Here is a 19907-nt window from a genome sequence, read left to right as displayed (position 1 = left end):
TTTGATCAATCCAAACCCAAACGGAAGTTAGAGGAAAACTTGCCAGATCATAATATAATGAATTTTTAAGAAAATTTAAAGTACATATAGACAGATATAAGCAGATGCGTTATTCTTGTTTAATGAAAATGATTATCATTTGAAATTTTATAGGAATTGAGGACAGATATGAAAAAAGGTACGCTTACATATACGATTTTATCTATTATGACCATTGCCGTTCTAATTTTTTCTTCGGGGTGCGGTTCTAATTCCGCACAGGAAGAAGGAAAGAATGCCAGTGGAGAGACTCGAACCATTCAGCACGAACTTGGATCAACTGAAGTAAATGGTGATCCTAAAAAAATCGTCGTACTGGAATTCTCCTTTTTGGATTCACTAACTGCACTCGGAGTTACGCCGGTTGGAGTTGCCGATGATAAAAAGCCGCAATTGATTGAAAAGCTGGCCGGGAAAAAAATTGACTATACTTCTGTAGGCACGAGAGCAGAGCCTAATATAGAAATCATCAGCTCACTCCAGCCAGATTTAATTATTGCGGACGCGGAACGCCATAAAGGAATTTATGAACAGTTAAAGAAAGTGGCTCCGACCATTGAGTTGAAAAGTAAAGAATCAACCTATAAAGAAAATATAGACGCATTTAAAACGATTTCGGATGCATTGAACAAGAAAGAAGTCAGTGACAAAAGACTGAAAGAACATGATGAAGTCATAGGAAAAATAAAAGCTGATCTGCCAAAAGAAGAAACTAGAAAAGTTATGGTAGGAGTTGCAAGAACAGATTCTTTCAATATCCATACTTCTTCTTCTTATGACGGAGAAATTTTAGCAAATCTAGGCCTCGAAAATTCAGTAGAGTCTCCCGAGGCATATAAGGACATTAACTTAGAACAGCTGAGTGAACTGAATCCTGACATTTTATTTGTTTCAAGCAACGAAGGGAAAACCATAGTGGATGATTGGAAACAAAATCCGATTTGGAAGGATTTAAAAGCAGTTAAAAATAATCAAGTGTATGATGTAGACCGTGATCTTTGGACACGCTTTAGAGGTGTCATGTCAAGTGAGACGATCTCTAAAGACGTGACTGAAAAAGTATATTCCAAGTAAGGGAGAAAAGAAGCCGGGTGCACCTGCTTCTTTTCTTGCCTTATGCAAAGAGTTGAGGCGGAGGTGCAGGAGTGGTCCCTTTTCAAGCGAAGCAACACAAATTTTCTATTCTTTTGGCTCTGATCATAGTCCTTATTCTAGGGCTTGCGTTAAATATTTCTGTTGGAGCCGCGAATATTTCATTCATAACAGCATTAAAAGCATTATTCGTTTGGGACGGAACACGCGAACAGATTATTGTTTCAACACTGAGGCTGCCGCGGACTGTTGTTGGTGTCTTAGTTGGTGCGAATTTAGCGGCAGCAGGTGCATTAATGCAGGCATTGACTAGGAATCCATTGGCTTCTCCCCAGGTTTTTGGCGTCAATGCCGGAGCCTCATTATGCGTTGTTGCAGGTGTGGTGCTGTTTCCTTCCGCACAGATCTCAGTGGTTGTTTTTGCTTTTCTCGGCGCAGCGATTGGAGGCTTAATCGTTTATTCCTTCGGCTCAGCTGGAGGAATGACCCCTGTGAAGCTGGCGCTTGCCGGTATCGCTGTCCATCTTTTTCTTTCTGCTTTTACTCACTCGATCATTATTCTGAATGAGTCGGCAGACGATGTTCTCTTCTGGATGGCAGGTGCGATTAGTGACAGCAATTGGGGAGATGTTCAGACGATTGTCCCTTGGGCTTTGATTGGTATATCAATTAGCTTCGCCATGTCCGGTTCGGTATCTGTTCTTGGTCTGGGAGACGCCACCGCCAAAGGCTTGGGTCAAAACATCACAATTATTCGAACCGCTGTAAGCTTTTTAGTTCTTATTTTGGCAGGCTCATCCGTTGCAGTTGCCGGACCAATTGGATTTGTCGGTTTGCTTGTGCCTCATATTGCCCGAAAACTCGTAGGTGAGGATTATCGTTTTGTATTGCCTTTCTCCGCATTGCTTGGCGCAATTTTACTAGTATATGCTGACGTATTGGCCAGATTTATCGCCTATCCCTATGAGTCTCCAGTAGGTATTGTAACGGCAATGATCGGGACACCGTTTTTTTTGTATTTAGCTAGCAAAGGCAGGACGTTAAAATGAAAACACAAAAACATCCCGCAGTTGTTCTTCTGCTATTATTATTGATATTACTTGCCATTGCTGTAATCAGCATTGGAGCGGGGGCAATTTATATTCCTCCTCTTGATGTGATTTCTGCCTTGTTTACGGAAAGCTCCGGGTACCATTTCATCATCAATGAATACCGAATGCCGCGGATAATTATCGGCATTTTAGCAGGGGCAGGCTTAGCGGCAGCAGGAGCGATTTTACAAGGAGTGGTCAGAAATCCGCTTGCATCCCCCGATGTAATCGGTGTAACAAAAGGTGCGGGCTTGGCGGCAATGATCGTCATTCTTATATTCCCAGCATCCCCCATCTATGTTTTGCCTTTTTCCGCTTTCTGCGGTGCCGCATTTATTGCTATACTGTTAGTAACTTTTATTTATAAGAAAAATGCCCGATCCTCCTCGTTGGCATTAGTAGGGATTGCGATAGGCGCTGTATGTGAGGCGGGCATGCAATATTTAATGATTAAATTTCCGGGCGATACAAACGCCGCGTTAATTTGGCTGACAGGAAGCCTCTATGGAAGAGACTGGTCGCAAATTCAGATTTTAGCTGCAGCGTTTATTATCCTGCTTCCATTGCTGTTTGTGTTCAGCAGGAAACTTAATCTTCTTTCTTTTAGTGATGAAGTCGCTGAAGGATGGGGAGAAAATGCGAAAAGGCTGCGTTTTTCACTGCTCTTTCTTTCAGTTGCATTAGCTGGTGCTTGTGTTGCTGTTGTTGGTTCAATTGGTTTTATCGGACTGATTGCACCCCATATTAGCAGGAAAATCATTGGATCCAAATATGAATACATGATTCCGGCATCTTGTTTCATCGGCTCTATTCTTTTGCTATCAGCAGATAGTTTGGGAAGAGGAGTGATGCCGCCTGCAGAAATTCCGGCTGGTATTGTAACAGCCATCATAGGCGCACCTTATTTTTTGTATTTATTACGGACGGAATCAAAAAAAAGAAAAAAAGGATGATGAATGTTGGGGACACTTTCAGCAGAAAAGCTTACTCTTTCATACGAGACAGCTACCATCATAAACAATATATCAATTGAGATTCCAAAAGGGAAAATCAGTGTGCTAATCGGATCTAATGGCTGCGGCAAATCAACCATCCTAAAATCGCTTTCGAGACTCCTTCAGCCTACAGGAGGGTCTGTGTTTTTGGATGGGAAATCGATCCATAGCCAGCCGTCTAAGGAAGTGGCGAAAAAGCTTGCTATTCTTCCGCAAGCACCTGAGGCTCCAGAGGGATTAACAGTTGAGGAGCTCTGCAATTTTGGCAGGCATCCTCATAAGAAGCTGTTTTCAAAAAGCAGCCGGGAAGACAAGGAAATGGTCGAATGGGCACTAGCGGCAACCGGAATGACAGAGCTTAAGGACCGTCCATTGGACTCCCTATCCGGAGGACAGCGGCAGCGGGCATGGATCAGCATGTCTCTTTCGCAAGGGACTGACCTTCTGCTTCTGGATGAACCAACGACTTATCTTGATATTGCTCATCAAATTGAGGTTTTGGACCTTCTTAGGACATTAAACCGTGAACACGGGCGCACGATCGTCATGGTTCTTCACGATTTAAACCAAGCTGCGCAATATGGCGATTATTTGATTAGCATTGCGGATGGTGAAGTATACAAAGCAGGCGCTCCGGAAGAAATTTTCACAAAGGATCTTTTTCGTGACGTTTTCGGCCTTGAATGCTGTATTATGAAAAATCCGCTTGACCAGAAGCCGATGTGTTTCCCAATGGGGCTTTGCAATCGGGCAAAATCCTGTCAAATGATTGAAAAAAATAATGAAAAGTGATAGAACCAGTCAAGCAAATGGCAGGTTCTTTTTTTTGCATCTATACTCCTTTTTTCATCCCTTCGGTTTATATAAAGGGTGAGAGGAGGTGATAAGCATGGCATCAGCAGTTTTGGTTGAGTCAAAAATCCGCCTTGTATTTGACAAGGGGACAGACGGGGAAGGAAAACCAGTCACTGGAGGCAAAACGATCAATAACGTAAAAAAGGACGCAACTCCTGAAAATCTGATCGTTGCAGCACAAGCTATTGCTTCCTTGCAAATTCATCCGCTTGTGGACGTGGAGCGAAATGACAAGCAATTGTTATCCAACTAAAAAATAATGAAGGGAGAGATGAAGGATGGAAAAAACGGTAGAGCTTCAATTTTTAGATGAGCTTGGAAAAACGGTTAGGATTTCGATTTCCGAACCGAAGGACCAGCTCACTGAAGCCGAAATTTTCACTGTAATGGATTCGATTCTTACAGCAGATGTATTCTTCGGAAGCGGCGGCCGGTTAGTCGCTAAAAAAGGCGCCCGTATCGTCGAGAAAAACACGGTTGATTATGAAGCAAGCTAAACACGCAGGTCCGGCTCTTTATTAGAGCCGGACTTTTCTAGTTTACGGATGGAGGCTTTTTTAACAGGATTATTCTTTTGACATTCTTCTGTAGTGGTGAGAATATATAACAAGTTGGTAATGATTAGATGGGGAGAAAAACGATGTATCATGCAAAAACTTTAAATGAAAAAATCCGATTATTTGTCATGATTTTATGGCCGATATTAATAACACAAATTAGCTTAAATGCGATGAATGTAATAGATACGATGATGTCAGGCCGAGCAGGTACGGATGATCTGGCGGGAGTTGCAATCGGTTCGAGCCTGTGGATGCCGATTTTGACAGGCATTAACGGGATCCTTCTTGCCGTAACGCCAATCGTTGCTCAATTGATTGGAAAAGGAATGAGCGGGAAAGTGGCAGAATCCGTCACACAAGCTTTATATTTATCCGTTTTGTTAGCGATAACCGTCTTTGTTGCAGGAGCTTTTTTTCTAGATCCAATTCTAACTGCGATGAGCCTTGATCCTGAAGTGCAATATGTAGCTAAGCACTATTTAATAGGAATTTCTATCGGTCTTATTCCGCTATTTGCCGCCAATGTACTTCGGTATTTTTTTGATGCTCAAGGCTATACGAGAATTACGATGATCATCATGCTGTTCGCTGTGCCTTTTAATTTCGTGCTGAATTATCTGCTGATTTTTGGTTCCTTTGGCTTTCCGAAGCTTGGCGGTATCGGCGCGGGATACGCAACGGCGCTCACTTACTGGCTGATCTTTTTCATCAGTGTATTTATGACATTTAAAGTGGGCGAAATGAGCAAGCATCGGCTCTTCTTACAATGGTATAAGCCTGATTTAACAGCATGGAAGGAGCAGCTAGCAATAGGCGTTCCTATGGGTCTTTCCATATTTTTTGAAGCAAGTATCTTTTCGGGAGTTACTTTGCTGATGGGAACGATGTTTAATACGGTCACGATAGCCGCCCACCAAGCAGCAATAAGCTTTACTTCTTTGTTATTTATGCTGCCGTTAAGCATTTCCATGGCGCTGACGATCCTAGTAGCATTTGAAGTGGGTGCAGGACGATTTCATGATGCAAAGCAGTACAGCAAGATCGGTGTTCTGGGAGCTATCGGAATTCTCGGCTGTTGTTCAGTAGGTCTTTTTTTCTTCAGAGAACAAATCGCTTATTTATATACAGATAACCCGCAAGTCGTTGAACTAACGATGGCGTTTTTCTTATTCGCCATTTTGTATCAGCTTTCAGATGCTGCCCAAGCCTCTTTGCAGGGTGTGCTTCGCGGGTACAAAGATGTGAAAGTCCCGTTTATCGTCGCACTTGTTTCCTACTGGGCGATCGGCATCCCATCCGGATATGCGCTCGCTACTTTAACCGCACTCGGTCCATACGGCTTTTGGCTGGGCATTACAATAGGACTTACTTGTGCATCAATCGGCTTTTATATTCGGTTAGTTTCTATTGAAAGAAAACAACTAACGCCTGCGTACTAGGAATATTCTTTAGATCTTTTCTTGAAAAATTGAGCGAATGCTAGATGCTATTCTTGTTATAATGGGTATTATGCGGACAAAGATGATTAAGGAGATTAGAAATGACCGACAATAAAGAAATTCACGTTATCGTAGCAACAGGTGAGTGGAGCAACGACGCTTTGAAATATAGAAGACACAGATTAGCAGAATTTCTTGCTGAAAAAGACAACACAGCTGAAGTGATCTGGGTATGCCCGACTTCAAGCCCTCATTCGAATAAGTTTCATTCGTATTCCGACAAGATTAAGCAGTATTTTGTAGCTGATATATCATCGAACCGGATGCTTAGGTTCGCCAGATATTTCGATATTTTTTATAAAAACAAATTGGATGAACTCATTCGGTATGTAAACAATCAAGATGCTAAGAAATATTTGTGGCACACCTTCCCTGGGTTTCCGCTCTTGCAAACGATCATTTCTTGGGATCGTGTGACTTACGACTGCAGTGATTTGTGGGCCATACAAATGGGCGGCAAAAAGAATCTTATCAACCAATTTCGGCAAAAAAGCATTTCATCTGCTGAAAATCGAATAATTGCTGGTGCCGACAACATCTTTTGTACATCTGATTTTTTATATGAAAAAGTAAAGGGAAATCAATCGCTGAATGAAAAAACACAAGTCACAGCGTTAGAAAACGGGGTTGAATTTGAGGCATTTTCAAAAGGCGAAGAGTGGTCAGAAGAAGCATCACCAGGTAAAGCTTCGGGCCCTGTACTAGGCTTCATTGGGGGTATTAAGCCAAAACTGGATTTTGAACTTCTTAACCGGGTGATGTCGGAGAAGGAAGATTGGAAGCTGCTGTTGGTGGGTCCGGATGCAACGAATAATAGCCCATCTTTTCAACAGCTGCTAACGAATAAAAATGTGAATTGGGTAGGAGAGGTACCTCCGGCTGAAGTACCTGAATATATGGACAAGCTGGATATCGGCATCTTGCCCTATAAATCATCAGAATATAATAAGGCCGTATTTCCGCTCAAATTATTTGAGTTTTTAGCAGCAGGAAAGCCTGTTGTCGGAATGAATCTGCCGTCTACTAAAAAATATAGCCAGCCTATGATTTACGAATATATCGATGATTCGGACGAGCAATTTGTGAAAGCGTGTGAAACCCTGTTTAAAGATTCTTTGCCTTTTACAAAAGAACGTGTTGAGTTGGCACAGAAACACGATTGGCAGGAAATATTTAAAACGATGTATAGGAAGGCTGTAGAATCGAAATAACAAAAGAAGAAACAGCATTCATTTTAGGATGCTGTTTCGTTTTTGCTTGTATACTATGTCAGATCGTACAACGAAATATTGGTAATACTGTAGAAAATCATACTATCATTATTCAGCTTTTTGATTTATGTGTTAGTCTGCACGGGCGTTTCTTAAGATAGCTTATAGCCAAATATTACTCTTCAGCAAGCTCCTTCATTTGATAAAATAGCTTTTTATTATTAAAATCTTCAGAAGTAATTCCTAGACTGTCACATGCCATTTGGATATGATCGAGCCATTGTGCATCGTTACATTCTATTGCTTCTTCACATTCTTTTTCGATGTAAGGAGTACTTATCTGCTTTCCAATGCTCCTAAAAATCTCAATGGCTCCTAATGCTCCCGGCCAATTTATATCTTGCAATAACTGTGCCAGTTTTGGTAAGGCCTTTTTATTTCTTGGATGTCCTATTTCATTTAATATGAATACTCCATTTTCCCAACATTCTTTTCCATACTTAGGGATTATCATATCAACTTTATCAGGTGGAAGCTGTGAAAGAACGGAAATGGCTTCCTTTTGGGTTTCTTTTGGTAGCGACCAATTTAAATTAAATACAAAATAAATGATCTCTTCATCTTCGAGGTTAATATAGTCTGTCATAAATATTCTCCTTAATTTTTTGAAGATACTGAAATAGCTTGTATTATCTTTGTGAATTTGTGTGGTTTCTCATTTGCAACTTGCGTAGTATAAGTGCCTCATTCAGGATATATGTGCTACTCCACCCAGTATATGTGCTTCTGCCCTTTATCTCTGCCTCTTCTTCAGCTTAGGGTATTCATCTTTTCTTTCTTTTCAGCTTCATTCAAGTATTCATAAAATCCGATTAAATTACCCCATGGATCAGAAAATGTCCCCCATTTAACTGGGACGCCTTCTCTAGTGTAAATTTCAAATGGTTCGATGTTACATTCTTTCACCATTCTCTCTCGTTCTACTTCGATGTCATCAACACCTAAACGAATCGGTCCGTTTCCTTCTGTCGGTGTTCCTTCAGCGACCTGCAGCCAGCATCTGGGTATGATTTCCCACTCCACAAATCCGGCGTGAGGGAGAAAATCGGGCTCTCTTTTCAATAAGGTTCTATACCATTTTTGTCCATCTTCTATATGTAAAACGCGTACTTGAACCGTCATATCTTAGATCATAAAAGAACTCCTCAGTTAAATTGTAAATACTCTAGTACATTTCCGAAAGGATCTTGAAAGCTAATCAATTTGCCAGGCGGACAATCCTTTGGTTCTTCAATAATAAAAGTAACGCCATGTTCTTTTAGATGCCTAACGGTGTCAAAAATATCGTCTGTTTTTAAAGCTAAAACGACTCCCGAAGTGCGCATTTCCGGTCTAAGCTCAGCTTCTTCTGTTTCTTCCAGCACAATCGGCAGCTCACCGTGAACAAGTGTAACAATTTTTTCACCATAGTGCTTGTCAACATGAAAACCTAAAACATTCGTGTAAAAATCGATTGCTAGTTGAATATTTGGAACATAAATTCCGATAACACATACTTGACTCATTAATCTTCCTCCTTTTACTTTGGTTCATTTCATTATAAAACTTAGTAATGCCGAAATTTTCTTCTAGTTTGCTGTGTTAAAGCCTGGTGCAATAGCATAGGGAGATTGATTAATATGGGAGGATCACAGGGATGCGGTTCTCTTAGTTCGATTGTAAGGTCAAGCTGAGTCTCTTCATTAACTATTACTGGTGCAGGATAGCTTCCTCTTGGAGATTGATCGAGTATAAAATAATGCATCGGATTTAAGCTCCAAGGAATACCTGCTGCTAACAAATAGTAGGTCCCGCTCGGAATGTCTGAAAACATACATTTTCGTTTACTGCTATTCAATGCCGTTCCTAAAATGGGAATTTGATCGGGGATCGGGCGGGGAAAAAGGCCGGCAAAGATAAGGCCGTTAAATGATTGCTCCGTTTTTATGCTGCAATTGATAAATGGTGCTGTTTTGCGATTAGGAAGGATCGGCGGAAGAGCTTGGCTTTTGTATCGATTCATAAGGTTTGCCAAAAAAGCGGTATCCGATTGAAATTTTTTCGGGGAGAGACCGACATATTTTTTAAATCTGGAGGAAAATGAGCCCTGACTCCTTAAACCGGCAGAATGAAGCACTTTAACCAGAGAGGATCGCTTCATTAATTCTTCTTTGCTTGCCTCAATTCGAATCGCGGATAAATAATGGCGGGGAGAAATACCAGTAGTATCTTTAAACAGCCTTGTAAAATGATAAGTGCTGTAGCCGACGTGTTTTGCGACTTCTTCAATTGTTATTTGCGTATTTTTATGTTCCCTCATAAAGTGGATCGCTTTCGTAACAATGAGTTGATTCAAGTTATTCACCCCTTCAGCATTTTATTAATTCTTTAGCGCAACATTGCTGTATTCGAGAAGAATCATAAGAAATCCTTTTTAATAAATTGAAAATATTGGTTGTAACGTGCGCTATGATTTATTCATTTTCATTTTGCAAGAAAGTGTGACTTTGTTCAAAATATTTCATCCATAATATATTTTAACATACATACAGTTTGTATGTTAAAATAAAAACAACTTATAACGAAAGGTGAGAGTTCCATTGATACCAAACAGTTTTTACCCAGTTATTTTAACTGACCAGGTTTCTTTTAGCTCCAATTTTTATATCGACTATTTTGGCTTTGAGCCTGTTTTTGAAGCTGACTGGTATGTGAGTTTAAAAATGACTCGAGGCAAAGTGCCTTACGAATTGGCTCTGTTGGACTCATCACACTCCACTCTTCCCGATGGCTTCAAAAAGACAGTGAGAGGTTTGATTCTTAATATTGAAGTGGACGATGTGGATACGGAATATAAAAGACTTATATTAAAAGAAAAGCTCCCTCTCCAGCTTGATATTCGGGATGAAGATTTTGGACAGCGTCATTTTATTACATCTGATCCTAACGGTGTCTTGATTGATATAATAAAAATCATCCCGCCATCAGTGGAACTAAGCAGTCAATATCATGAGAATGTATGGGTTAATGATGGGAAAGGTGCAAATGGATGACATATGTACCTTTGAAAAACTACTTTGGAGTCGAATTGGCTCACCGTCTCTCTGCTTTGATTGAACCATTCTATCCAGAATTTCCTGGTGAAGCATTTGCAGCCTCGGTTGCAAAAAAAGTGGAACCTCTAGAGTTAAAGGCCAGAGTCGCGGTTATTACTGAAGAGTTAAATAAAGCTCTTCCTTTTCATTATTCGGAATCCTTGAAAATTTTACTGAATATTATTGGCCCGGAAAATAAAACAGAGAAGGGTATGTTTACAGACGGATATTTTCTTATGCCTATTGCCCATTTTGTAGAAAAATATGGGCTGCAGGATTTCGAAGTTTCGATGAATGCCCTATATGAGATCACAAAACGACATACATCCGAATATGCTATACGTCCTTATTTGATTAACCATGTGGATGACTGTATAAGAATTTTGAGCACTTGGTCGAAGGATGAAAACTTTCATATTCGAAGACTAGTCAGCGAGGGAACACGTCCTATTCTTCCTTGGGCAAAACGAATAGATGCTATCAAAGGAGACCCTGCAAATAATTTTGTCTTGCTGGAGCCTTTGCTGGATGACTCTTCACTCTATGTGAGAAAATCGGTGGCCAATCATTTAAATGATTTAACGAAAGACTATAAGGAAATGACGATCGAGTGGATTCGTGATCGCTTGGAATACGGAGGGGAATATATCTCATGGATCGCACGCCACGCATTAAGATCACAGGCCAAAGCAGGGGATAATGAAGTGCTTGAATTATTGAAAAATCTATAAGGGAACATGGATTGGAGTAAAATTGATCATGAAAAAAAAGCAGGAAGAAACAAATGAAACGATTCGCAAGCTAATTGATATAGCAAGAAATTATTTCACAGAACGCGGGTATGCGGAAACAGCCCTAAAGGATATTGTAGATGAGGCCAGATTGACACGTGGAGCACTCTATCACCATTTCGAAAATAAAAAAGGACTTTTTCATGTTGTACTAGAGTCCGTACAAATAGAAATTGCACAACGAATTGAAGCTGAAGCAAGCAAGAGCGATGACTTATGGGAACAACTTCTTCTTGGGTGCCGTGCTTTTGTTACGGCTGCAGTAGAACCCCGAAACAAGCGGATTTTGCTTATAGACGGTCCTGCAGTGATCGGCCAAGAGGTTTGGCGCAAGATGGATGAGCAAAACTCCATGAGGCATTTGCGTGAACAGCTTCATTTCTTGAATCAGCAAGGATATCTAAAACCGGTATCGATAGATGCAATGACTCATGTTGTCTCAGGCGCTCTGAATGAATCGGCTCTCTGGATTGCAGAAAATCCCGAAGATGGGGAATCACTAGAGCAAACGATGACAGCCATTTCCTTATTATTAAATGGTTTTAAACGCTAAGAAAATCCGTTTATGCAGAATGGGCGCATCCTTAGCTAATAAGAGCGCCCAATTCTTATTCCGAATAAACATTATTGGAATAGTTTTTAACTTCTTAATCTTGATACAGCTCCTCCAATTCATCCACCAGCGATCCGACATAAGCGACTGCTTGTTTAATTGGTTCTGGCGTGGACATGTCTACTCCTGCATGCTTTAATAAATCGTTTGGCTTCTTGGTTCCGCCTGCTTTTAATACGTCTATCCACTTGTCGACCACTGGCTGGCCTTCTTCTTTAATCTTTTGGGAGACAAGAGTCGACGCGGTTAGCCCGGCAGAGTAGGTGTATGGATAAAGTCCCATGTAGTAATGCGGCTGGCGCATCCAAGTCAGGCTCGCACCTTCATCCAATGCAACGGCATCACCCCAGAATTCCTTCAACACATCGCCTTTTACTTTGCTTAGCGTGACAGCAGTTAAAGGTGTCCCTTCTTCAGCCAAATTGTACACTTCGCGCTGGTAGACACCTTCCAAAAGATGAGTGACAAAGTTGTGATAATAGGTTCCCATGAGCTGATTGATGACCCAGCGTTTCATCTTCTTGTCATCTGTTTTCGCGAAAAGGTGCTGAGCGAGAAGCATTTCGTTCATGGTTGACGGCGATTCAATAAAATAAAGAGACGGGCGGGTATTCATAAAACGCTGATGCTTATTCGCGAAATAGAAATGACCGGCATGTCCAAGCTCATGGGCCAAGGTAAAGGCGTCTCTCATGGAATTTGTCCACGTAATTAAAATATATGGGTGGACACCGTAAGGGCTTGAGCAAAAAGCTCCAGTTGATTTACCGACATTGTCCGCTTGATCGACCCATCTTTCTGTTAATGCGGTTTTCATGACGTCCGCATATTCAGGTCCCATCACCTGGAGAGCTTCAAGGATGACTTCACTTGCTTCCTCAAATGAGGTTTTCGGACTGAAATCATGGTCTAACGGCACCTTAAGGTCGCAAAACTTCATTTCATCAAGACCTAACACTCGTTTCTTTAACTGGGCAAACCGTCGCATATGCGGAGCAAGTTCTTTGTAAATCACATCCAATTGGTTATTGTACATGTCAATAGTGACTTTTTGCGGATGAAGCAGCATTTGGATGACAGAATCATAGCTTCGCAAGCGGGACGTGGTTACCTGTTTTTTTACTTCCGTCTCATAGGCAGCGGCAAAGGTATTTTTGTATTGCTCAAGGGTTTGAACAAAGGAATCATAAGCTTTCCGGCGTACCTTTGTATCCGGAGAAAATTCGTATCTGCCTTCATATAATGCAAATGAATTGGACAGCTCGTTCCCATCATCATCAGTGATTGGCGCAAACTGCATATCCGCAAGCTTCGCCGTCTGATAAACCTTGTATGGAGCGCTGTGAACTTCTCCTAAGGCGGCTAACGCTTCTTCGGTTTCAGCGGAAAGGGTATACGGCTTTTGTTCTAAAATTTCTTCTAACGTTTTGCGAAAAGGTTCTAAACCCTCTTCATCTTTTATGTATGCTTCAATGGTGCCGTCTGGAAGTGAAAGAATTTCAGTCTTAATAAACGATAGCCCCGCATTCACTTTTGCGCTTATCGAAGCGATTCGTGATGCATTGGCTTGATTGACGGGGTCTGTGCTGTCTCCAGATTGGAGCAGTGAGGCATAAGTCGCAGCTTTTACAAATGATAGATACAGATTTTCTTCCTCAATTAAACACTCATATAAACGCTTTGAACCCTCATGAAAAGTTCCTTTATATTTCGATACGACAGAAATTGCGCTTTCTATCGCTTTCAGGTCTTCTTCCCAGGCTTCGATTGAAGGATATAAATCGTTTAAGTTCCATGTCAATTCTTCTGGCACTTCAGAACGGACAAATCGTTTTTCAAATGTTTTTTCCATCATGTACCCTCCCACATAAAAAATTTCGTGTTTCTAAATAGTATATCGGAATCTTTATCCAGAAGGAAGAGTATTCGAAATCTCAAGTCAATTGGAAATAAATGTTGACATTCAAATAATAATTTTTTATAGTTAAAGATATTAATTGTTAAACAGTTTAACTATTAAACAAGAGAAGGAGTTTCCCTTATGTGCTGCAAGCTTAAAGAATTAATAAACAGGTATATTGAAGTTTCGTTATCCGTACATAGGAGAGGAGATCGGCTGACAAAACAACAGTTAATCAGTGATTTAACCGTCGATCAGCACTATACGATGAGATTTGTCGCTAGTAACGGGGAGTGTACGTCAACAGAACTTGCCCAGCATTTTGATGTGGAAAAAAGTGCGGTCACTTCGATTATTAAGAGATTAGTAGACAAAAAACTCATTTCACGAAGACGTGATCAAAATGATCGCAGAGTTGTTTATTTATCGTTAACGGAGGAAGGCAGAAAGCTTTACGACGAATGTGAAGAACGAATTTACAAGATTGTCGGGAACTTTATTTCTAAATTTAACGATGAGGAGATTTCGGGATTTATAAAAACGTATGAAAAGCTGAACAGGCTGTTGGCCGAATTCGAAAAAAATGGAGATGAAACGACGAAATGAGAGCTATCGTAAAGGGAAGATGGTTCGTGCTTGCCGCATGGATCGCAGCAGTTGCCGTATTGTTATTTTTGTCTCCGAATATGACTCAACTAGTGAGTGAAAAAGGAAATATCGAAGTTCCGGAAGGATATTCTTCCAGACTTGCTGATGACATATTAGCAAATGCGCAAGAAGCTGATTCAGGCGATGAGTCTCAGGTAGCGCTCGTTTTTCATAAAGATGACAAACTGACTAAAGAAGATTACGAGGAAGCAAAAGAAGCAATACAAACGCTCAACGAGAAAAAAACCGAGCTGGGCATTACGGAAATTACTTCCCACTTCACGAACGATTCTTTGAAATCTGAGCTCGTCTCCGAAGATGAAACGTCGATTTTGGCTGCGATTACGATAAATATGGAAAATAAGGATACAGAGGAGCTGACAAATCAGCTTTATCAAAAATTGAATAATATCAAGTTGGAGCATTATTACACGAGCAGCTGGATGATCGATAATGATTTTAACCATACGACTGAAGAAGGGCTCAGGCGTACGGAAGGTATCACGCTCGTTTTCATATTGGCGGTATTGCTGTTGGTTTTCAGGTCGGTTGTTGCACCACTCATTCCTCTTGTAACGGTTGGATTTACATATATAGCTGCCCAATCAGTCGTTGCCATGCTGGTTGATACATTCAACTTTCCAATTTCTTCTTATACACAAATCTTTTTGGTCGTCATATTGTTTGGGATTGGAACCGACTATTGCATTCTGTTATTAAGCCGTTTTAAAGAAGAGCTTTCTAAGCACGAGGATATAACTGACGCAATCGCAGAAACTTACCGAACAGCAGGAAAAACGGTCTTATTCAGCGGGCTGGCCGTTATGATCGGTTTTGCTGCGATCGGGCTTTCACAGTTTAAACTTTATCAATCGGCTTCAGGTGTTGCTGTTGGAGTTGCGCTTTTACTCGTTGCACTCCTTACGATCGTGCCATTTTTCATGGCAGTTCTCGGAAGACGGTTGTTCTGGCCATCGAAAGGGAGTATTGAACATAAAGACAGTAAGCTATGGGATGTGATTGGACGCTTTTCTCTTGCCCGGCCATTTTTAGCCCTGCTTCTTGTAGCAGTGGTCACGATTCCCGCTTTACTTTTTTATGACGGAGAGCTTTCTTACAATTCTCTTGAAGAGGTGGGAGACGATGTCGGTTCTGTAAAAGCCTTTAATCTAATTTCCGATCATTTTGGGCCTGGTGAGTCAATGCCAACACAAATCGTTTTGAAAAATGATGAAGAGATGAATTCACAGGAGTACATGGGGCTCGCAGAAGGAATTTCTGAGGAACTGAGGAAGGTTGACAATGTGAGTGCCGTACGCTCGGTTACAAGACCGACAGGGGAAGTAATCAAGGACTTCTTTGTGAGCAATCAAGCGGAGGAGCTTGAAAAAGGCATCGGCGAAGGGAACTCTGGAGTTAAGGAAATTCGGGACGGATTAAATGATGCAAACAATGAGCTAAAGAAATCAGAGCCGCAAATGAAGGAAGCGACAAATGGGATAAACGACCTCATTTCAGGAACTTCGGAGCTTAAATCAGGTATGTCCGAGGTGCAAAACAACCTGACCAAGCTTGAAGAAGGCATGAGGCAGGGCACAGCAAGCTCAGCCCAGCTGAAAGCGGGCCTGGAAGAATTAAAGAAAAATACAGAAGAGCTTTTAAGCGGAAGCAATGAGCTTTTACAAGGTTATGAAAACGCCGCGAGCGGATTAACGAGACTTGAAAAGGAATATGGTAATGTACAAACCGAATTAAAAGGTGTATCCGCAGATTTGAAAGCTATGAACACTCATGTCGCTAATCTTGGCACAAAAGGCCTTGAACAGGACACTGATTACCAGGAAATCCGCAAGATATTAAACGGTGATGGAACCGAGAAAAACCCTGGGCTAATCGGATTAACTGGAAGCTTGTCGGGTGGATTGAATGAGTTGAACCAAACTCTGGGAGGGGCAACGTCGGGGGTTCAAACGGCAAATCAATCCTTAACAACAACGATTATTGAAGGGCAAAAAGCGATTTCACAAGGGCTTACTCAATTGATCGATGGCTTGGAGCAGCAGCAGGCCGGGCTTGCTCAGCTGGCAGATGGACAAAAGCAGCTTAATGATAATTTTCCACAATTAACAAACGGATTGGATGCTGTCAATGACGGGCAGAAGGAGCTTCTTGATGGGTTCGGTACTATGAATGGTCAAATTTCTCAGTTGACGGATGGTCTTTCTTCAAGCACGGAAGGGTTGGATCAAATTCATAAAGGCTTAGGATCAGCGGAGAACTATTTAACTGAATTGGCATCATCGGGAAATGCGGCCGGCTTTTATCTCCCTGAAGAAGCATTGACTTCAGATGAGTTCAAAGAATCATTGGAAACGTATTTGCGGGATGATAATAAAGTTATGACGTTTGATGTTATTTTTGAAAAAAATCCGTATTCCAATGAAGCAATCGATGAAATTAGTGACATCAAATCAGCAGTACATCGGGCAACAAAAGATACTAAGCTGGAAAATGCAACTGTTGCTGTCGGAGGAATCACAAGCACCTCTGCAGATTTAGGAGAAATGTCAAATAGCGACTACTCCAATACGGTTATTCTCATGCTTGTTGGGATAGGTATCATTCTCGTACTCATGCTGCGCTCCATCATAATGCCGCTTTACTTAATTCTTTCTTTAGTGATTACCTACTATACAGCAATGGCGTTTACGGAGATCATCTATGTCGATCTATTAGGCTACGGCGGGATCAGCTGGGCAGTCCCATTTTTTGCTTTTGTAATATTAATCGCCTTAGGGGTGGACTACAGCATTTTCTTAATGGATCGTTTTACAGAATATCACGAGCTTCCAATAGCGGAGGCCATGCACCTGGCTATGAAAAAAATGGGAACAGTAATTATTTCAGCAGCGATTATCCTTGGCGGAACCTTTGCAGCCATGATGCCATCCGGCGTTTTGTCCCTTCTGCAAATCTCAACAGTCACCTTAATTGGCCTGTTCCTGTACGCGCTATTTATCTTGCCGCTATTTATTCCGGTTATGGCAAAGATGTTCGGAAAAGCGAATTGGTATCCGTTTGTCAAAAAATAATTGATGTGAAAAGCTGGTTTCTTACAGGTTGAGAAATCAGCTTTTTTGTTATAACTTCAAAATAGAGAAACAGAAAGTTGTCATTGGAGGGGTTCGATGAAAAACGTTCATTTGGAAGAAATAATAATGAATGATCGGGAGAAATATTTGGATTACTTGCTTCTTGCCGATGAAGATGAGCAAATCGTAAAACAATACATAAATGAAGGCGATATGTACTCTATTTCCATGGATGGACAGCTTGTCGGCATTATTCTATTTGTTTATCATCAACAACGAGTGGTAGAGTTGAAAAATTTAGCGTTAGTCCCAGAGTGGAGAGGGCGCGGCATTGGAAAAGCCGTTCTGCAAAAGACCTTTGACATTTATAAAGGAATGGAGAAAATAATTGTTGGTACAGCTAATTCCAGCATAGAAAACATCGCATTCTATCAAAAAGCGGGCTTTCGAATGACCGAGATTCGCAGAGGTTTTTTTGAAAAATATGCAAAGCCTATTTTTGAGAATGGGATTCAGGCACTTGATATGGTCATGTTTGAAAGAAATCTATAAAAGCACTGCAGATTTTGACAAACTACTGATTGTATATTTTAATAAATGTAAGCACTTAACTTAAACGTTTAAGGGGAGGGAAAATTGTGTTTTTAGGGATCGATATCGGCTCAGGGGGTACAAAAGCAATATTACTAGATAAAGAGGGGAAGCCTGTTCAATCTGCGGAAATTTCTTATTCCTTCGATGTCCCGCAGGAAGGATGGACCGAGCATGATCCTGAAAAATGGTGGAAAGCAAGTGTAAGCGCTTTGAGAGAATTGTTTGAAACGAATGATCCATCCAAAGTGGAAGCCATTGGTGTTTCAGGACAAATGCACAGTAGTGTCCTTTTGGATTCGGATCACAACGTGATAAGAAAAGCAATTCTTTGGAATGATCAAAGAACGGCACAAGAATGCGAAGACGTATTAACCCAAATTGGCGAAGAGAAATTTCGTTCGTTAACGATGAATACTCTGTTTCCGGGCTTCACACTTCCGAAAATTATGTGGCTGAAAAACAACGAGCCTGAGCACTACAACAGACTTTCAACCGTTTTCATGCCCAAGGATTACATCAACTTTAAATTAACTGGCATGATCGCAACAGAAGTCACAGACGCGAGCGGAACAGGAGTGTTTGACGTTTATCACCGCCAATGGAATCGGACGATCATAGACGAGCTCGGGCTAAACCCAGAATGGTTTCCGCAGGTTTTTGAAAGTACAGATATCGTAGGAAGGCTAAAAAGCAGTGTGGCAAAAGCAACCGGAATGAAAGAAGGCATACCTGTTGTTGCAGGTGCTGCAGATAATGCCGCGGCAGCTGTAGGAAATGGCGTTTACGAGGAAGGAAAAGGGCTGGTCAGTGTCGGCACTTCCGGTGTTGTCCTCATGCCAATAAAGAACAAGCCAGAAAGGGAATTTCTATTAAAAACAAATCCTTCATTGCATATTTTCTGTCATGCTCTTCCGAATACGTGGTATGCGATGGGTGTTACATTAACTGCAGGAGAATCACTAAAATGGTTTCGGCAGGCATTTGAGATTGAAGAGGATTTTCAACATATGCTCAATCAGGTAAAGGATGTTGAAGCGGGTTCAAACGGGCTTATCTTTACGCCGTATTTATCCGGAGAACGAACGCCTCATAACGATTCAAAAGCGAGAGGTGTCTTTTATGGAATGAATTTGACCCACCGCAGAAAACATTTTATGCGATCGGTCTTGGAGGGAGTCTCTTATAGCTTGAAGGATTGCCATGAACTCATCAAACATATCATTCAAAGCGAATCTTTCGTTGTCACGGGCGGCGCAGTAAAAAGTGAAGCTTGGTGCCAAATCCTCGCCGATGTATTAGGCGTCCGCCTAAAAAAATCCGGCCAATTTGAAGGGCCAGCGATCGGCGCCGCCATTCTTGCAGGCATCGGAATCGGCCACTGGAAAACTCCGGGCGAGGCGGCACGCGAGGACATCGAAAACGTAATAACGCCTGACTTGGAACGTAATCAGATTTATGAAGAAGGCTTTGAGAAATATCGGGAACTGTATGTGAAGCTAAAATAGATTGCAGATTGAGATCGTAAATAAAATTGGAAGATCGCGCATATCCGGTCCAAGATCGCTTATAAATCAGAAAGATCGCGCATAACAGGATCAAGATCGCTCATAAACCGAAAAGATCGTGCATAACAGGATCAAGATCGCTTATAAACCGAAAAGATCGCGCATATCCGGACCAAGATCGCTTATAAATCAGAAAGATCGCGCATATCGGTCCAAAATCGCTTATAAATCAGAAAGATCGCGCATAACAGGATCAAGATCGCTCATAAACCGAAAAGATCGCGCATA

The 19907-nt window shown here is 41.3% G+C and carries 20 protein-coding genes; 15 read left to right on the top strand and 5 right to left on the bottom strand.

Annotated features, from left to right (window positions below):
* Positions 1 to 156: 156 nt before the first annotated feature.
* The 8 genes from JOC74_RS15825 to tuaH all read left to right on the top strand — a co-directional run bounded on the left by JOC74_RS15825 (position 157) and on the right by tuaH (position 7342).
* The gene (locus JOC74_RS15825; protein ID WP_376773401.1) at positions 157 to 1113 is read left to right on the top strand and encodes an ABC transporter substrate-binding protein; all 957 of its coding nucleotides are present in this window, start codon (positions 157 to 159) and stop codon (positions 1111 to 1113) included.
* A 71-nt stretch (positions 1114 to 1184) separates the two neighbouring features.
* Positions 1185 to 2180: a FecCD family ABC transporter permease gene (locus JOC74_RS15820; RefSeq protein WP_053601952.1), complete on the top strand. Its 996-nt coding sequence runs from the start codon at positions 1185 to 1187 to the stop codon at positions 2178 to 2180.
* On the top strand, positions 2177 to 3175 hold the full coding sequence (locus JOC74_RS15815) for a FecCD family ABC transporter permease (protein ID WP_053601953.1): 999 nt from the start codon (positions 2177 to 2179) through the stop codon (positions 3173 to 3175). The genes JOC74_RS15820 and JOC74_RS15815 overlap by 4 nt, the downstream gene beginning before the upstream one ends.
* A gap of 6 nt (positions 3176 to 3181) precedes the next feature.
* On the top strand, positions 3182 to 4009 hold the full coding sequence (locus tag JOC74_RS15810; RefSeq protein ID WP_053601954.1) for an ABC transporter ATP-binding protein: 828 nt from the start codon (positions 3182 to 3184) through the stop codon (positions 4007 to 4009).
* A 97-nt stretch (positions 4010 to 4106) separates the two neighbouring features.
* Positions 4107 to 4325 (top strand): DUF1659 domain-containing protein, encoded by a 219-nt coding sequence (locus tag JOC74_RS15805; protein ID WP_053601955.1) that lies wholly within the window; start codon positions 4107 to 4109, stop codon positions 4323 to 4325.
* Between the two features lie 25 nt (positions 4326 to 4350).
* The gene (locus JOC74_RS15800) at positions 4351 to 4569 is read left to right on the top strand and encodes a DUF2922 domain-containing protein (protein ID WP_053601956.1); all 219 of its coding nucleotides are present in this window, start codon (positions 4351 to 4353) and stop codon (positions 4567 to 4569) included.
* Between the two features lie 143 nt (positions 4570 to 4712).
* Complete coding sequence (locus JOC74_RS15795; RefSeq protein ID WP_053601957.1) at positions 4713 to 6071, top strand: MATE family efflux transporter; 1359 nt, start codon at positions 4713 to 4715, stop codon at positions 6069 to 6071.
* Between the two features lie 101 nt (positions 6072 to 6172).
* The gene (gene tuaH, locus JOC74_RS15790) at positions 6173 to 7342 is read left to right on the top strand and encodes a teichuronic acid biosynthesis protein TuaH (RefSeq protein WP_053601958.1); all 1170 of its coding nucleotides are present in this window, start codon (positions 6173 to 6175) and stop codon (positions 7340 to 7342) included.
* A gap of 175 nt (positions 7343 to 7517) precedes the next feature.
* Here the strand turns inward: tuaH and JOC74_RS15785 are convergent, their stop codons facing one another.
* From JOC74_RS15785 to JOC74_RS15770, 4 genes are all read right to left on the bottom strand, one after another.
* Positions 7518 to 7988, bottom strand: a complete 471-nt coding sequence (locus JOC74_RS15785) for a hypothetical protein (protein WP_053601959.1) — start codon at positions 7986 to 7988, stop codon at positions 7518 to 7520.
* A gap of 164 nt (positions 7989 to 8152) precedes the next feature.
* Complete coding sequence (locus tag JOC74_RS15780) at positions 8153 to 8524, bottom strand: VOC family protein (protein WP_225970309.1); 372 nt, start codon at positions 8522 to 8524, stop codon at positions 8153 to 8155.
* A 23-nt stretch (positions 8525 to 8547) separates the two neighbouring features.
* On the bottom strand, positions 8548 to 8907 hold the full coding sequence (locus tag JOC74_RS15775; protein ID WP_053601960.1) for a VOC family protein: 360 nt from the start codon (positions 8905 to 8907) through the stop codon (positions 8548 to 8550).
* A 41-nt stretch (positions 8908 to 8948) separates the two neighbouring features.
* On the bottom strand, positions 8949 to 9737 hold the full coding sequence (locus tag JOC74_RS15770) for a helix-turn-helix transcriptional regulator (protein ID WP_211086219.1): 789 nt from the start codon (positions 9735 to 9737) through the stop codon (positions 8949 to 8951).
* A 244-nt stretch (positions 9738 to 9981) separates the two neighbouring features.
* On the opposite strand from JOC74_RS15770, the gene JOC74_RS15765 reads away from it, so the two are divergent.
* The 3 genes from JOC74_RS15765 to JOC74_RS15755 are packed head-to-tail and all read left to right on the top strand — an operon-like array spanning position 9982 to position 11820.
* Positions 9982 to 10434 (top strand): VOC family protein, encoded by a 453-nt coding sequence (locus tag JOC74_RS15765; RefSeq protein WP_098945172.1) that lies wholly within the window; start codon positions 9982 to 9984, stop codon positions 10432 to 10434.
* The gene (locus JOC74_RS15760) at positions 10431 to 11207 is read left to right on the top strand and encodes a DNA alkylation repair protein (RefSeq protein WP_053601963.1); all 777 of its coding nucleotides are present in this window, start codon (positions 10431 to 10433) and stop codon (positions 11205 to 11207) included. Before JOC74_RS15765 ends, JOC74_RS15760 begins: the two co-directional genes overlap by 4 nt.
* 28 nt (positions 11208 to 11235) lie before the next feature.
* Positions 11236 to 11820: a TetR/AcrR family transcriptional regulator gene (locus JOC74_RS15755; RefSeq protein WP_053601964.1), complete on the top strand. Its 585-nt coding sequence runs from the start codon at positions 11236 to 11238 to the stop codon at positions 11818 to 11820.
* Between the two features lie 94 nt (positions 11821 to 11914).
* On the opposite strand, the gene pepF is transcribed toward JOC74_RS15755, so the two are convergent.
* Positions 11915 to 13732, bottom strand: coding sequence for an oligoendopeptidase F (gene pepF / locus JOC74_RS15750; RefSeq protein ID WP_053601965.1), 1818 nt, complete (start codon positions 13730 to 13732; stop codon positions 11915 to 11917).
* Positions 13733 to 13921: 189 nt separating this feature from the next.
* Between pepF and JOC74_RS15745 the strand changes: the two genes are divergently transcribed.
* From JOC74_RS15745 to xylB, 4 genes are all read left to right on the top strand, one after another.
* The gene (locus JOC74_RS15745; protein ID WP_053601966.1) at positions 13922 to 14386 is read left to right on the top strand and encodes a MarR family winged helix-turn-helix transcriptional regulator; all 465 of its coding nucleotides are present in this window, start codon (positions 13922 to 13924) and stop codon (positions 14384 to 14386) included.
* A complete protein-coding gene (locus JOC74_RS15740) occupies positions 14383 to 17520 on the top strand; it encodes an MMPL family transporter (protein WP_053601967.1) in 3138 nt (1045 codons plus the stop codon). The genes JOC74_RS15745 and JOC74_RS15740 overlap by 4 nt, the downstream gene beginning before the upstream one ends.
* 96 nt (positions 17521 to 17616) lie before the next feature.
* Positions 17617 to 18072 carry a GNAT family N-acetyltransferase gene (locus JOC74_RS15735; RefSeq protein WP_053601968.1) on the top strand — a complete coding sequence of 152 codons (456 nt, stop codon included), beginning with the start codon at positions 17617 to 17619 and terminating at the stop codon, positions 18070 to 18072.
* 86 nt (positions 18073 to 18158) lie between these two features.
* Positions 18159 to 19619 carry a xylulokinase gene (xylB, locus tag JOC74_RS15730; RefSeq protein WP_053601969.1) on the top strand — a complete coding sequence of 487 codons (1461 nt, stop codon included), beginning with the start codon at positions 18159 to 18161 and terminating at the stop codon, positions 19617 to 19619.
* Positions 19620 to 19907 lie beyond the last annotated feature (288 nt).

Source organism: Bacillus capparidis (assembly GCF_017832095.1).
GTDB lineage: Bacteria > Bacillota > Bacilli > Bacillales > Bacillaceae > Bacillus > Bacillus gobiensis.
This window is presented reverse-complemented; position numbering and strand designations above follow the sequence as displayed.

Bases quoted from the DNA above. Each gene is read 5' to 3' on its own strand.
- JOC74_RS15745 (WP_053601966.1), top strand. From the start codon at position 13,922: ATGTGCTGCAAGCTTAAAGAATTAATAAACAGGTATATTGAAGTTTCG.
- JOC74_RS15780 (WP_225970309.1), bottom strand. From the start codon at position 8,524: ATGACGGTTCAAGTACGCGTTTTACATATAGAAGATGGACAAAAATGG.
- JOC74_RS15800 (WP_053601956.1), top strand. From the start codon at position 4,351: ATGGAAAAAACGGTAGAGCTTCAATTTTTAGATGAGCTTGGAAAAACG.
- JOC74_RS15755 (WP_053601964.1), top strand. From the start codon at position 11,236: ATGAAAAAAAAGCAGGAAGAAACAAATGAAACGATTCGCAAGCTAATT.
- JOC74_RS15740 (WP_053601967.1), top strand. From the start codon at position 14,383: ATGAGAGCTATCGTAAAGGGAAGATGGTTCGTGCTTGCCGCATGGATC.
- JOC74_RS15805 (WP_053601955.1), top strand. From the start codon at position 4,107: ATGGCATCAGCAGTTTTGGTTGAGTCAAAAATCCGCCTTGTATTTGAC.
- JOC74_RS15775 (WP_053601960.1), bottom strand. From the start codon at position 8,907: ATGAGTCAAGTATGTGTTATCGGAATTTATGTTCCAAATATTCAACTA.
- tuaH (WP_053601958.1), top strand. From the start codon at position 6,173: ATGACCGACAATAAAGAAATTCACGTTATCGTAGCAACAGGTGAGTGG.
- JOC74_RS15815 (WP_053601953.1), top strand. From the start codon at position 2,177: ATGAAAACACAAAAACATCCCGCAGTTGTTCTTCTGCTATTATTATTG.
- pepF (WP_053601965.1), bottom strand. From the start codon at position 13,732: ATGGAAAAAACATTTGAAAAACGATTTGTCCGTTCTGAAGTGCCAGAA.
- JOC74_RS15735 (WP_053601968.1), top strand. From the start codon at position 17,617: ATGAAAAACGTTCATTTGGAAGAAATAATAATGAATGATCGGGAGAAA.
- JOC74_RS15795 (WP_053601957.1), top strand. From the start codon at position 4,713: ATGTATCATGCAAAAACTTTAAATGAAAAAATCCGATTATTTGTCATG.
- JOC74_RS15785 (WP_053601959.1), bottom strand. From the start codon at position 7,988: ATGACAGACTATATTAACCTCGAAGATGAAGAGATCATTTATTTTGTA.
- JOC74_RS15760 (WP_053601963.1), top strand. From the start codon at position 10,431: ATGACATATGTACCTTTGAAAAACTACTTTGGAGTCGAATTGGCTCAC.